Below are 13807 nucleotides of genomic sequence, written 5' to 3' on the forward strand. Positions count from 1 at the left end.
ATTCAATTGGGTAGGCGATTCCAGTTGCGAACCCTCATCCATTAGAGTGCGTCGCAAACTGGTTTCGTCCAAGTGCCTTGGCGCTATACAACGCCTGATCGGCGGCTTCGATCAAACTTTGCAATGGGTCCAATCGGGAACCCGCGGCAGCGGCAATCCCTATACTTACACTCACTCGACCCAATGGGCTGGCTTCGTGGGGAATACTCTCTTGTTTCAACCGGCGCAGGATGAGTTGCGCCACAACCTGCGCACCAGCAATGTCCGTATCTGGCATGATTACGGCCATCTCTTCACCACCATACCGCGCCACTAGATCCGATGGTCGGCGTACGCATTCCTCCACGACCTTACCAACGCTCTGCAGACAGAAGTCGCCGGCAACATGTCCTTTGGAATCGTTGAACAGCTTGAAATAGTCGATGTCAATCATCAGAAGTGCCAAAGACGACCCTTCCCGCTGCGCTCGTCGTGCCTCCCTGGCCAATGTCACATCAAAGTAGCGCCGATTCGCCAAACCGGTTAAGGCATCCTTCATCGCCAGTAGCTCCAGTTGCCGATTCGATGAGAGCAATTGCTCCTGAGTGCCCCTCAACTGACCTTCTACCTTGGTTCGCCGACGGATATCCAGGATCAAAAGCCAACCGATGAGGCCGGTGAGCCCTAGCAGCCCCGTCACCACTACCGCCGACAGCAGTGCCTCCATTCGCCACGCAGTGAGCGCTTCTCGCTTCCCGAGAGCGACGGTGGTTATCAGCGGCAGCTTGTCACTCTTTCGGAACGCATAGAGCCGTTCCACACCGTCCAGGCTGGAGGTGAACGACGCGGTGCCGACGGATCGGTCCACAAGATATTTCGCATAGATCGGCGACTTCGAAAAGTTGCGCCCCATGTCCTGCTCACGGAAGGGATAGCGAGCTAACAACGTACCATCGGTATAGGACAACCCGATGGCCCCCTCTTGCCCTACGTCGATCTTTCCAAACAGCCGCAGGAAGTTTTCTATCCCCAACGTGACCGCCACCACCCCGGCAAACTCTCCGCGAGCGTCATTGAAGCGCCGGCTGACGGTGATCACCCACTCCTGATTGGAACGGCTTTGGATTGGCGGACCGATAAAGATCTCACGGGATGGATCGTCGCGATGATGAATGAAATAGGCACGATCACTGCTGTTCGCCCCGGCCGGAATCGGCCGATTGGAAGACATCAACCAACGTCCCTGATTGTCGTAGATAGTGATACCACTGAGCTGTGGCATCAGGGGTTGCTGTCGATTGACCAGCGCACTTAACCGCTGGATCTGTAGGGGGCCACTACCTTCAGTTTCCAGGCGTTCGACAAGCCCGAGCAAGAGCAAGGAGCTTTGGCGGACAATGCCTTCGGAGTAGGTAGCGAGCGCCTGGGTAAGATTCAACCCGTGGACATTCACATCCTCCAGCGCCCGATCTCGGGAGGCCAGCACCTTCCAGACAGTCAGTGACGCCAGGGAACAGCCGATAATCAACAGCAAAAATACAACCAGGTGGGTATCACGCTTCACGTCACTACCTTTTGGAAAGTCCAGTTTTCCGTTCCAGCGACTATTGGGCCAAGGCCACAACGGCAGCTGTTTGTCCTTGTCTGAATAAGGATACAAGTTGTTACGCATAGTTGCAGCACGCTCATCGCAATACCCAGCCTATTGCCGGGCATTCAAAAAGTGTTTGCTCATAATCAGAGCCACAACTAGCACTGGATCTGTTGGCGCTGATACGACTTTTTTATCCAGGCTACTGGCGTTCTTTGCCCCATCCGAATACTCAGCAAACGATGGCCTCTCTCTACCGATCATATTTACAAAGCCTGTTGGTCAACTCCGATGCAATCGGTGGTTATAACGAGTGCAAACAGGTAGTCAGCGCGCAACGTAAATGGGTGGTCTCACGCGAGCTGTCACTCAGTCCGACATCAGCGCTTTTTCAGAGCAAGTGGCGCTTGGCGCACTGAGTTGAAGCATGCGCTCTTGCGGGCTAAAGCAATCAGAATGCTGTCGACTGCAGAATAGCCCTCGATCAATGCAAATGGTTAGGCTGCTTACGACTTGGCTTGGTATTTGCTATCAATTCGCCATCCTAATGTCGCGGTTGGAGAGGCAGATGTCGCTTTCAAGTAAAGTCATGCAGTTATCCTCTAGCGAGAAGCACTGGTTACCCTGGTTCGGCAGAACCGGAAAACTGGCGATGGGTTGGTCATGCCGACTCAATCAGTCGGCTTACCCGGTGATCGAACAAACCTTCGAAGCCATTGCGCAAACCCGTGCGCAGTTGCTTCACAACTGGACGCGCGAGCAATGGGAACACCTCGCTGAACTGGCGGAAAATCTCGGTCGGGATTTTGCCCATATCGACCGCAGTTCGCTGATGGATAAGCTCAGCCAGGCCGAAGACTTTTCCGAGCTGTTTGTCGTGGGTGTCGACGGTGCCGTCATCGCTTCCACCTGGAGCGGACGCGGTAAAAATCAGTTTGGGAAAACCCGTGCCCTGGCCGAAGGGTTGAAGGCACCGTTTCTTCACGGTCCTTACAGCGATCCATTGACCTTGCAAATCGGTCCATCGACTTCTCGCTTTCACGATGAAGTCACGTTGATGTTTTATCAGCCGTTGAAGGCTGATGGAAAAGTCCTTGGCTGCCTCTGCGGTCGCGTGCCAAACGATGTGTTGGGCGATCTTATCCAACGCGAGGCAGGGCACATCTATGCGGAATCGGGCGACAATTATCTGTTCATGGCGCAATCACGCTTTGATCCGGCGATTGCACCGGGAACCGCGTTGTCGCGTTCACGTTTCGAGGACGGTACGTTCACCCACGGCGAAAACCTGAAAAGTGGTGTGCACACGCCCTATAAGACCGTGCAGATTCAACGGCACACTGAACTGGAGCTGCGCTTTACTGACCCGGCGACCCAGGCGTTGCACCCTGGTGTGCGCGAAACCATTCGCACAGGCTCCAACCTGTTCGTGACGTATCCCGGTTACCCGGACTATCGGCACATTCCAGTGGTCGGCAAGGGGGTTACATTCCAGCTGCCAGGATCACCTGATCGCTGGGGAATGATGTGTGAGGCCGATCTGGAGGAGGTTTACCGTCGGCGCTCACTCAGCTACGGCTTGATGAAACCTTATCTTGCAACCATGACAGGGCTCTTTGCCTGCAACTACACGGTTCAACATTACAGTGGCCTGGCACAGGGGATGATTGATGCCGTCGAGGTGTTGGGCATGGTCTGTGCCACTGTGCTGTTCGGCCTGTTGGGGCCTAAACGGCTTGCGCAAAGGTTGGGCGAGATGACGGGGGTGATCAGGACCATCGCCGAGGGTGAGGGCAACCTTCGCCAACGTCTGGACACCACGCGAATGTCCAACGATGAGACCGGTGACATGGGTCGCTGGATCAACAGTTTCATCGATAATCTGGACTCGGTTGTCGGGCAAGTAGTGAAGGCCAGTCGCACCGTCGGCGCCACCAACCAGATGATGCTGGGGCGCAGCCAGGAAGCTGGCGTCACTTCGGCAGAGGTGGCCGAAGCGGTGCATCACATGATGATTATCGTTGAGGACCAATTGGGCGAGATCCAGCAAGCCTCTGCCAGCGCCGAGCAAATGAAGCAGGCAATGGACGAAGTCGTCACCCGTGCCCGCGAGCAGTTTCTCGCCGTGCAGGCAGGCACCCAGTCGATTCGGGATGTGGTCGAACGCTCTTCTTCGAGCGTACAGTTGCTCGACAGCCGCATGACGCACATCGGCAACATTACCGGCCTGATCAGTGACATCACCAACCAGACCAATCTACTGGCACTCAATGCCGCCATCGAGGCCGCGCGCGCGGGCGAACATGGGCGAGGTTTTGCGGTGGTTGCCGATGAGGTACGCAGTCTCGCCTCACGCACCTCTCGGGCCGCCGACGACATTCGGCAGATGGTCGAAGGCTTGCAGAACGAAACGCAAAACGCCGTCAGCTTCATGAAGGAGGGCGTCAAGGACGTCGATAACAGCCTGCGCCTGGCCGAAGATGCCTCCTCGGAAAATGTGCAGTTGCATCAAGCGGTGGAAAGTATGTTTGCGATCATTCAGCAGCTCAACAATCGTAGCCTCGATTACGGCAAGACGATCAAACAGGTCGACCAGTCTTCCGCACAAATGCGTCAGACGGTGGTGGTGTTGCAAGGCAGTGCCGAGACCGTGAGGCTCAATGCCAATAAACTGCAAAAACTGGTGGGGCAGTTTGAGGTGAGCAACAACAGCAACGGACGGGTGGCGGCTGCTTGAGAAGGCAGGAGAGGGCGGGCTGATCATGACGGTAGCCCGCAATTTCGAAGGGCGCCAGGGTTGCAGTGCCTTTGGCTTTCCTACAACCGTTGACGGTTTCGCTGCTGTTTCACCTTATACATCTCGCGGTCTGCCAGCTTTATGGCCTCGTCCACAGTCATGCTGCCCGGTATCACTGGCACTACCCCAATACTCGCGCCGGTATATTGAATATCACCAAGACCGTGGCCCAGTTCATATCGCCCTATCGTCGCTTGGGACAAACGATCCTGAAGCAGTTCGGCGGCATGTCGCATGTCCATTGCCGGGTCCGAGTGTTCGGATGGTGTGCCCAGGGCGATCACAATGAACTCGTCCCCGCCGGTACGGCCGATGATGTCGCTGCTTCTAAGGCCATGCTGCAGTTGTGCGGCCACGCCGCGCAGTAACTGGTCTCCTGCCAGGTGGCCGCGGGTATCGTTGATGAACTTGAACCCATCCAGATCGACAACACCCATCAGTATGTACTTGTGCTCCCGTTGGGCCAGGGCGAACAGGCGCGTGGCATCGTTTAGAATCGCACGCCGGTTGGACAGGCCGGTGAGTGGATCGGTCAGGGCCAGCTTGGTCAACTCGGCGTTGGCAGCCTGGAGTCGCTCAACAAGCAGCCCACGTTCAAGGGAATATCCCAGCAGCCCTGACAGCAACTTCAACAAGGGTTCCACTTCAGGAGAACGGGCCACCTGATCCGAACTGGCGGCACAGACCGTCCCCAGCACTTGCCCATCTTGGGATCTGATTGGCGCGCTCACGTAAGTTCTGATACCCAAGGCCGCGGCAGCCTCCGAGTCACCCCAACATTCGGCAACGTTATCTGAGTACATGCGATTCTCATCCAGTGCCCGCTTGCACAGCGTATCTGTCCAAGGCACGACCAGCCCTTCAGGAATCACCATGTCACCGACGTTGCGCGCGAACTCGATACGCTGGACACCCTCGTCGGTATCAATGGTCGTCAGGTAGGTCGACTCCATACCGGTTACCTGGCTGAGCAGGGTCAGGAGGGGACGCGTAAGCTGCTCCAGGGTTTGGGCTTTTGGAAGGGTATCGCAGAGAAGAGAAAGAATCTGATCCATTTGGGCGTGCCGAAAGCTAAGTGGTATTTCATTATCGACTAATCGGCGGATTACTGAACATTGCAGGGCTTCGCTTCACCACACTGAATGACACTGCGAGACCCCTAGAAGGACCGCTTCTGGCTGTGGATTCAACCGATCGATGCGCCAGATTGCCTCAATCTTTTAGCGGGTTTTTATAGTTTGGTTTTTTCCGGGTACGGCGATTTATGCCACGGGTAGCCCTTTACGCTGAGTTGAAAGGCGTAATCGAATAGACGCTTCATGTACTCGCCATCGAATTTACGATTGTGCGGAAAAGTAAAGTCGGAGCCAATGTATGCAAGATTGAAGTCCGCTCCATCCTGCTGCGCCATACGGTAAATTCGCTCCAGGTCACTGATCCCCTGAGTTTGAATCAATGCACTGATGGCTCGACCGCCGATGCTCAATGTACGGCGCTTGGTTCCAGACCACTGTGGCTCCAGTGTCCCGTTACGAATGACATAGAAATGACGGTCGAGCCGCAAAGGGGCTCCGGTGGCTTTGCTCAGCGCCATCACAGTGTTAGGTGGGTATAGAAACACTTGAGTGATGACCCCTCCGTCCACATGCATTTCCTGGAACTGTTTGCCGTCAACCTCCACATCGATCATGACGGGTGAGACTGCGCCGGGAATACTCATTGAAGCGAGCATGATGTTGCGAAAGAGCTCGAGCGCTCCCGGTGCTTGACTGGAGGCAATAGCGCCCATGTTCCAAGTGACTGGCCGCCCTGAATCAAGGTCAGTTGTGCCGATCAGCAGAATTCGGCCTTTGGAGTACTCCAGTGCAATCGCCTCAAGAATCTCTGCAGTGATGTATTTTGCGATGAGCCGCGACAGTGGTTTGCTGTCCGCAATACCGTCGCTGGCAAAACGGGTTAACACGTTTCGCGAATGAAAAATGTCTTTGGGGCCGATGGCGTTGGAGACATAACGAATCACGCCGTCGTACTCAGACCCCAGGTAAGCGAACGGGGCGACCAGGGCACCCGCGCTAATGCCCGTGACGACCTTGAACATGGGGCGGGTCCCATGCGTGGTCCATCCAGCAATCAGTCCCGCTGCGAATGCGCCTGCATCTCCACCGCCGGAAACGGCCAGCATGTGTGCCAGCGGCAGGATATTGTTCGGCTTCCCTGCCTCGGCGAGCACCTGGCTCTCACGTTTGTTGGACTGAACCGCATCCTCAATGAAAGGCGTCCGGTCGTGGTCCAGCCTGTAGCGAGCATTCGGAATGCCCGGGATGATGGCTTTTTCCGTCAAGTAGGGCGGAACCGCGTCTCTGCGAGGCAGGCACGCTTGAAGAAACATGTCCAAAGAAGCGCCAGGTCTGAGCGGGAATGGTTTCAAATCGCCTCCTCCGGCCCTGCCGGTCGATAGCAAACGCGCTCATCGTGAACAAGAAAGTCCTGACTCATGGTGCCCGAGATAGCTACGCGCCGCTTAGCCGGTGCTTCTTCACCCCGACACCCACCACCAGGCACATTGCTCGCTCGTACTTGACTATGACGAAACACTGAACAGTGGCGATGAGAGCAGCAAGGCGCCGGCATCACCATCGAGCCTGGCTATAGCTGAGAGTTTTTGAACATGGCAGATGATGTTCTTGAGCGTAGTGACATACAGAGTTATGCGCACGCACCAAGCGTCAGCTTCCCAAAGCCGCCCTTCGTGATAGGAAAAAATCGGCCAGGAATGGTCACCGGGATGCGCGGGGAAAATGTGTTGGTTTAATGGTTGGAAGAGTTGCTCATCTGCTGAAGCTCAAGTTGCCTGGCAGCACTGGCTTCGAGGGTTGCACGCTCTTCATCCAGATACCGATAAATGCTTTGGAGGTTGGCGACTTTCTTTTTGATTTCTGCCATCTTCTTTTCAATCAGCTTCGCGCCGTCCGCACAATCGATCAGTTTGTTCCGCTGCGCATCTAGAATCTCGCCTATTTCCCCCAGAGAAAAACCCATGCTTTGCGCGCGCTGGATAAAGTCCAGATCCTGCAGAGTTTGCTCGGTATAAACGCGATAGTTGTTGGTTTGCCGCAGCGGTGAGATCAGGCCGATTTGTTCGTAATAACGCAGCGTATGGCGGCTGGCGCCGCTGCGGGCCTCGAGTTCGCCAATTTTCATGAAAACACCGCTTGACTGTAGAGTTGGGTCGATAGTTTACGCTTGGTTCCTCACCATAAACAAGGAACAGGGAAATGAGCGTGGAGTGCTTTGTCACGGGGGGTACCGGTTTCATCGGTCAACATTTGGTGGCGTACCTGAGTGCAAAAGGTCACACCATTCGGGTGTTGATGCGTCGCCCGGAGCGACTAGCTGAACTGCGGGAGCAAATCGACAATTTGGGCGGGTGCGCAACCCGAGTATTTGCCGTAGCTGGCGATCTGGAACGGGACAACCTCGGGCTGAGTCTTGCTGATCGAGAAGTGCTAAGGCACGCCAGCGTCGTATTCCACCTAGGCGCCCACTTCGCCTGGGGACTTTCAGTGGAGCAATCTCGTGCGGTGAATGTGGAAGGGGCAAAGCGCGTGGCGCTGTTGGCGGCTGAGCAAAAAAGCCGGTTAGTGATGATCGGCGGCTACATGCTGAAAAATCATGAACATCTGCAACGCATCGGGATTGATCGTCGTAATCCGGAGCGGACGAATTGGCCTGCCGTCTACCGGCATGTCGGTGGTTACGAGGCGAGCAAGCTGGAGGCGCATTTTGCGACCCTAGAGGTCATGTCCGCCAAGGGTGGGGAGATTACCGTTGTCCACCCCGCGACGGTCTGTGGCCACAGCCGCACGGGGCATATCGTTGACGGTCAGCCGCTAGTGGAGCTGATACGCAACCTTGTGCAGGGAAAGCTGACTGCAGTGCCTGGTACCGCCAAGCACTGGCTGCCACTGGTCACCGTGGATTACCTGGTTGAACTGGTGGCGGTTTGTGCTTTTGATCCTGCCATGGCGGGTCAGGAACTGCTGGCGCTTGATGACCAAACTCCCAATTTGCGAGAACTCTTGGCACAGGTGGCACAACCTTTGGGCTTAAAGTCTCCCAAGCATTACATTTCACTCCGATTGCTGAAGTTGCTACTGAGTATTCCTCCCGTCGCGCGGATTTTGAATACAAAACCCGAAGCCTTGGACTTTATCCAGACCACTCGTTTTGATACAGCGGCGGTCGAGCAATTTGCCAACAGGTATGGAATAGCCAAACCGGATATACGTCAGTCTTTGCAGCACACTGCAACGTTCGTCAACTCATATTGCATAGCCAAGGGCTAGGCCCTCTGACTTTTCCCTTGGTGGCGACAAGAGGGCGAATAGCATCCTACTGGGCGATCCAGCGCTTATGCCACAATAAATACTGGGGTCGATGGGATCTTCGTATCCTCAAACTTTGCGCCGTCGATGTAGGGCGGCATTCTATCGAACGACAATTCAGCGACAGGGATCGTCATCAATGCAATCTACTTTCAGCAAAGGCGTCATATTTGCACTCTCCGCTGCGGCACTGAACGCTACGATCGGTGTACTCAGCAAAGTACTCATGGGTAATGGCTTCACCGCCAGCAGTGTCGCCGTCATCAAGACCGTACTGGGTTGCATGCTTCTCTCGATCTTACTGCTTTTCCTCAAGCGCCCGGCGTCGACGACCAAATGGACTCAGGCGGCTATCTGCGCGTTCCTTGGCATCTTTGTGCTGTTCCACTTCGAAACGTCCGCCTATCGACATTACGCTGCGGCAGGTGTGGTGGTGGTGCTGATGGCCAGTGCGTCAATTTCCTCGATCATTCTGGGGCGCATCTTTCTCAAGGATGCCATCACCGCGAACGCGACCGTGGGCGCCGCACTGGCTATCGCCGGGATCGCGGTGATCTTCGGCGCCGACCTGCAGCAGGGCTTTACCCTGCAAGGTGCTGCGCTAGCCTCCATGGCCGGCTGCGGCTATGGGGCGTTTTCGGTTGTCATGAAGCGGATGGGCGTGTCGGGGGGACTGCACTTCACCCGACAATTGTTGTTCTTTGGCAGCCTGTACCTGTTGATGCCGGCCGCGGCCGATGGTTTCGTGATCGGCGAGCTGTCGCCGCTGGCGATCGCCGCGCTGCTGGCGCTGGCCACGTTGCCGACAATCCTCGGCTTCTTCTGCACCACCAAGGCCATCGAGTATCTCAAGCCATCCCAAGTGCAGGCGCTGGAACTGACCGAGCCGCTGTTCGCCGCGCTGCTGGCGTTTGTGGCGCTCAATGAAGTACCGCGCGAAAGCCTGTACGCGGGAGCGGCACTGATCATCGTCGGCCTGTGTTTCTCCAATGAACTAATCCGCTTGGGCAGCAAAGCATCCGTCCCTTCGACCGAGTGAGCTTTTTTCGGATCCTGACTACTTTAGTAGTCAGTATTTTTTGAGTGTTTTGAGCGACGGACCGCTTCTGGCCGATTGCCGCCTGTCACGAAGGACAGCAGCCCACCCATGGCTACCGGTCAGCATCGGCAGAAGTTGGCCGTTATCTGCCTGATATAGATGCACTGAGCCATAGCGAAAAGGTGGGTTGAAAGTGCGAGTAGTACAAACTTGGTATGAGCGGAATTGAAAACTGGCGTACCCCGTTGGCTTGATGCCGACAGCCCACTTGTGGGGCGCCCAACTTCGAAGGTGAATCGGAGCCGCGGTCCGGGAAAGAAACCGCGGCGACCGATCAATCAGGTGGTGGGGAGCAGGCCTTTCTGTTTGGCGACATGAGTCGCCAGTGCGTCCATCAAGTCCGGGGACAGGCAGTCATAGGGTTCCAGGCCGATCGAGCGCAAGCGGTCGCGGATGGCCTTCATTTGCGCGGGCGGTGTGCCGGTTTCGATGATGGAGGACACGAACGCCGCGAATCCCGGCGCAGCCCATCCGCTCTGTGGCGAAAGCTCGGTGTGGACGAAGTCCAGGCCATAAAACGCATGGTTCTTGTTCTCGATGCGCCCAAAGAGATGGGTGTGACACTGCTTGCAGGCGTGGCGCTGGATGGTGGCGGATTCGTCGACAATCGCCAGCTTTTCGCCGTGGGCGATGACGCTGACCTTATCTCGCGGCACCACGGCGATGACGGCGAATGTGGCGTTTTGTGGTTTCCAGCATTTGCTGCAGCCGCACGCGTGGTTATGCAGGGTTTGTGCGTCGATCTTGACCTCGACCTTGTCGGTCGCACACAGGCATTGCAGGGTGCCACCTGTGAAATTCGCGGCGGCGGGTTGGATACCCTTGTCCAGTGCAGGGTGAAGTTGCAAGGTGCTCATGCTGGCGTCTCCTTTCTGGGTGTCAGACAAAAGTGCCTGGGGCCGTGCCCCAGACCGGTAGTTCATCGGAACTCGATGACGACACGGATCGATTTGCCTTCGTGAATCAGGTCGAACCGCGGCGGATTTCGCAAAGGACACAGTGCATAAACGAGTGGCCTCCTTCGGTGCGACCGGTTGGTTATCCAGATCAAGAATAGTCTGCGATCACCCCTTGAGCGCGGCCAGGGCCAGTGCACGGGCGAGAGTGCTGAATTCAGAACGCTGGCGTGAGCCAGGCGCGGTAGCCAGTTGACGCATCAGCGGTCTCTCAACACGGTGTTTGCATCGTCAGAAGTCGAAGAACACTGTTTCCGATTCGCCTTGAAGGTGGATATCGAAGCGGTAGGCCAGCTTTCCATCAACCGTGCAGCGCCTGGCGATCAGGGATTCACGCCGATGTGGCTGTTCGATCAGGTTCAATACGGGGTCCACTGCATTCGCCTCGGGTTCGTCGTCGAAATACAGGCGCGTCTGCAAGTGGATGTTAATGCCCCGGGCGAACAGCGACACATTGATATGTGCTGCCATGGGCACACCCGAGGCATTTTTCACCAGGCCTGGCTTGACGGTTTCGATCGTCCATTCACCGACATCGGTAGTGGCGGTACGGCCAAAGCAGTTGAAGGGTTTTTCCAGATCGAAACCGTTGTCGTAGAGGCCTTCGTGGTTGGCCTGCCAGAGCTCCAGAAACGCGTCGCGAATCAAATGCCCATTGCCATCGTAAACGTGGCCCATCAATAGAATGTGCTCACCGGGCGCGCCAGGTTTTGCCATGACGTTCCAGATTTCCTGCTCGCGCGGCGGGTTGCCGGCCGCCTCCAGTGCCAGTCCGATATGGACATAGGGGCCGGCTGTTTGCGACGGGGTTTCAGGCAGAAGTTGAACGGGCATATGCAGGCCTCCTCAGCAGTTTTCGAAGTGGGTCTTGCGCTGGCCGCGCAGGACGATATCAAAGCGATAAGCCAGGCAATCCATAGGATTGGCCATGCTCATATCGAGCCTGGCGATCAAGCTCTGCACCGCCTCCGGATTGGCGATCGACTTGACGATCGGGCACATGGGGATGAGCGGATCACCTTCGAAATACAGCTGGGTAATCAGGCGCGTGGCAATGGACGGGCCACTGATGGAGACATGGATATGGGCCGGCCGCCAGTCGTTGGGACCATTGCGCCATGGGTAGGGGCCGGGCTTGACCGTGCGGAAGCTGTAGTTGCCATCGCGGTCCGTCAATGCACGGCCGACGCCGCCGAAATTCGGATCAAGGGGCGCCAGGTAACTGTCTTTTTTATGCCGGTAACGTCCACCGGCATTGGCTTGCCACATTTCCACCAAGGTATGGGGAATCGGCTTGCCGTATTGATCGCAAACCCGACCCGCGACGATGATGCGTTCGCCGATGGGCAGGCCGCCGTGATTGAAGTTCAGCAGCAGGTCGTTATCGTGCTGGCCCAACTTCAGATGAGAAAAATCCGGGCCGCTGGTTTCCGAAACAGACTGGGGAATGCTCACCAATGCCTGGCGCGGGGAACGCAGGATCGAAGTCTTGTAGTCAGGTGTCAGGGCTTTGGGATGCCAATTACGGTCACGAATGGCGAAGCGGCTGTCATGCGCATCAGACATGTCGTTTTTCCTATTGTTATGGTTGGACGGAGGCAGGCACTGCGTTGGCAGTGACGCGTAACCCAGTTTCCTCTTGTGCGACCCAACCCAAAATTGAAAAAACCGACTTGTTGCATGTCCAAATGGTTATGGATATTTCCCATCGCGATATTCTTGCCCGACCTCGCGCAATGCCTCCACGCACCACTGGGCCGCTGGTGTCACCGGCAACACGGGATTTGTGCAGAGCCCCACGGAACCACCGGCTTCACGCATCCCCAGTTCCACCAACTCACCTAGCGTCAAGTCCTGTCTGACCGCGTCAAAAGGCGCGACCCAGATGGCCTGGCTGCATTGGACGTAGCGCCGGCTCAGGGCAACCGACAGGGTTTCCAGGCGTTGGCGCGAAGGTGTGATCCCGTGCTGCACAAACAGGCTGTCGGCGAATTTGCGGATCGTCGTCCCCGCCAGCGGCAGTACCACTGGATAGTCTTCGAGGTTTTTATGCCTCAGTGGATCGGTCAGCAGCGGATGGCCGTTACGTACCACCAGGGTCATGGACTCGCTGTAAAGGTGCTCGAACGCCAACCCGTGAATCGATGGGCTATCGGTCATTCTGCCCACCACCAGGTCCAGCTCGCCGACCCGCAGTTGCGACAGCAGGAATGCGCTTGGCCCGGTCACGACACTGACCGCCAAGGCGGGATGGCGGTCGTGTAAACGGCAGACAACTTCAGGCACCAACAGGCTTTCGACGGTGGAGAGCACGCCGAGTCGTACGGCAATCGGCTCATGTACGCCGGAGCGCAAACTGTTGACCCCTTCACGCAGCGATTGCACGCTCGGCCCCGCATAACGCAAAAAAGCCACCCCGGCCTCGGTCAGCGTCGAGCCCTTTTTGCTCCGCTCAAACAGCCTGGCAGCCAGCAGCGATTCCAGTTCCTTGAGGGTTTTTGAAAGTGCCGGCTGGCTGATTGCCAACGTGTCGCAGGCACGTGCCAGGCTGCCCTGGCGCGCCACTTCGAGAAAACACACCAGATGACGGAATTTGATTCGGGTATCGATGTTCAATCTGCTGCTCCGCCTTCGTGGTGTGGCATTCATTGTTCCTGGTGACCGATGCCGGCAAAACGGTGGTTATCGGTCGACATTCGGCAGTTCGCAGCCCAGGTTTGCCGCCCCGCTGATCGAACCCGTCAGCGTGTGAGAGAGCGCTATTGATCGCCGGGTCGTATCTTCAGTGCAACGGCATCGCCCACCGCGGCGAACAATAACAAAGATCAGTGAGCAAACGCAGTGACGCGTGGCGCAAGCGTTCACGATAGTTTGTGCAACAAGACACTTTGAAATTTCCTGCCGCCATCACGCCCATCCATGACGGTTTGTGCGAAAACCCGCGCGGTGACCCAAGGTTTTTGCACGAATCTTCACCGCTGCCGCTCGTATCATTTCACT

11 protein-coding genes are annotated in these 13807 nt (G+C 56.5%); 3 read left to right on the forward strand and 8 right to left on the reverse strand.

Features of this window, described 5'->3' with window-relative positions; all coding sequences use genetic code 11:
• Positions 1–34 precede the first annotated feature (34 nt).
• Complete coding sequence (locus tag B0D71_RS00045) at positions 35–1543, reverse strand: GGDEF domain-containing protein (protein ID WP_103393979.1); 1509 nt, start codon at positions 1541–1543, stop codon at positions 35–37.
• A gap of 2110 nt (positions 1544–3653) precedes the next feature.
• Between B0D71_RS00045 and B0D71_RS32230 the strand changes: the two genes are divergently transcribed.
• Positions 3654–4307: a methyl-accepting chemotaxis protein gene (locus tag B0D71_RS32230; RefSeq protein ID WP_420825123.1), complete on the forward strand. Its 654-nt coding sequence runs from the start codon at positions 3654–3656 to the stop codon at positions 4305–4307.
• Between the two features lie 80 nt (positions 4308–4387).
• Here B0D71_RS32230 and B0D71_RS00055 read toward each other — a convergent pair whose 3' ends face one another.
• The 3 genes from B0D71_RS00055 to B0D71_RS00065 form a co-directional block, all read right to left on the reverse strand.
• Positions 4388–5422, reverse strand: a complete 1035-nt coding sequence (locus B0D71_RS00055) for a sensor domain-containing diguanylate cyclase (RefSeq protein WP_103392904.1) — start codon at positions 5420–5422, stop codon at positions 4388–4390.
• Positions 5423–5598: 176 nt separating this feature from the next.
• Positions 5599–6795 (reverse strand): patatin-like phospholipase family protein, encoded by a 1197-nt coding sequence (locus B0D71_RS00060; RefSeq protein WP_103392905.1) that lies wholly within the window; start codon positions 6793–6795, stop codon positions 5599–5601.
• Positions 6796–7175: 380 nt separating this feature from the next.
• Positions 7176–7568 carry a MerR family transcriptional regulator gene (locus B0D71_RS00065; RefSeq protein WP_103392906.1) on the reverse strand — a complete coding sequence of 131 codons (393 nt, stop codon included), beginning with the start codon at positions 7566–7568 and terminating at the stop codon, positions 7176–7178.
• Between the two features lie 74 nt (positions 7569–7642).
• Between B0D71_RS00065 and B0D71_RS00070 the strand changes: the two genes are divergently transcribed.
• Complete coding sequence (locus B0D71_RS00070; protein ID WP_103392907.1) at positions 7643–8713, forward strand: SDR family oxidoreductase; 1071 nt, start codon at positions 7643–7645, stop codon at positions 8711–8713.
• Between the two features lie 178 nt (positions 8714–8891).
• Positions 8892–9791 (forward strand): DMT family transporter, encoded by a 900-nt coding sequence (locus B0D71_RS00075; protein WP_103392908.1) that lies wholly within the window; start codon positions 8892–8894, stop codon positions 9789–9791.
• Positions 9792–10129: 338 nt separating this feature from the next.
• Here B0D71_RS00075 and gfa read toward each other — a convergent pair whose 3' ends face one another.
• From gfa to pcaQ, 4 genes are all read right to left on the reverse strand, one after another.
• On the reverse strand, positions 10130–10708 hold the full coding sequence (gene gfa / locus B0D71_RS00080) for an S-(hydroxymethyl)glutathione synthase (protein ID WP_103392909.1): 579 nt from the start codon (positions 10706–10708) through the stop codon (positions 10130–10132).
• A 330-nt stretch (positions 10709–11038) separates the two neighbouring features.
• On the reverse strand, positions 11039–11641 hold the full coding sequence (gene pcaG / locus B0D71_RS00085) for a protocatechuate 3,4-dioxygenase subunit alpha (RefSeq protein WP_103392910.1): 603 nt from the start codon (positions 11639–11641) through the stop codon (positions 11039–11041).
• A gap of 12 nt (positions 11642–11653) precedes the next feature.
• On the reverse strand, positions 11654–12373 hold the full coding sequence (gene pcaH / locus B0D71_RS00090; protein ID WP_103392911.1) for a protocatechuate 3,4-dioxygenase subunit beta: 720 nt from the start codon (positions 12371–12373) through the stop codon (positions 11654–11656).
• 126 nt (positions 12374–12499) lie between these two features.
• Complete coding sequence (pcaQ, locus tag B0D71_RS00095) at positions 12500–13423, reverse strand: pca operon transcription factor PcaQ (protein ID WP_103392912.1); 924 nt, start codon at positions 13421–13423, stop codon at positions 12500–12502.
• Between the last annotated feature and the right edge of the window lie 384 nt (positions 13424–13807).

Source organism: Pseudomonas laurylsulfativorans (assembly GCF_002906155.1).
GTDB classification, from domain to species: domain Bacteria; phylum Pseudomonadota; class Gammaproteobacteria; order Pseudomonadales; family Pseudomonadaceae; genus Aquipseudomonas; species Aquipseudomonas laurylsulfativorans.

Coding starts and splice junctions, on each gene's coding strand:
- B0D71_RS32230 (WP_420825123.1), top strand. CDS start 3,654: ATGGACGAAGTCGTCACCCGTGCCCGCGAGCAGTTTCTCGCCGTGCAG.
- B0D71_RS00055 (WP_103392904.1), bottom strand. CDS start 5,422: ATGGATCAGATTCTTTCTCTTCTCTGCGATACCCTTCCAAAAGCCCAA.
- B0D71_RS00065 (WP_103392906.1), bottom strand. CDS start 7,568: ATGAAAATTGGCGAACTCGAGGCCCGCAGCGGCGCCAGCCGCCATACG.
- B0D71_RS00070 (WP_103392907.1), top strand. CDS start 7,643: ATGAGCGTGGAGTGCTTTGTCACGGGGGGTACCGGTTTCATCGGTCAA.
- B0D71_RS00075 (WP_103392908.1), top strand. CDS start 8,892: ATGCAATCTACTTTCAGCAAAGGCGTCATATTTGCACTCTCCGCTGCG.
- gfa (WP_103392909.1), bottom strand. CDS start 10,708: ATGAGCACCTTGCAACTTCACCCTGCACTGGACAAGGGTATCCAACCC.
- pcaG (WP_103392910.1), bottom strand. CDS start 11,641: ATGCCCGTTCAACTTCTGCCTGAAACCCCGTCGCAAACAGCCGGCCCC.
- pcaH (WP_103392911.1), bottom strand. CDS start 12,373: ATGTCTGATGCGCATGACAGCCGCTTCGCCATTCGTGACCGTAATTGG.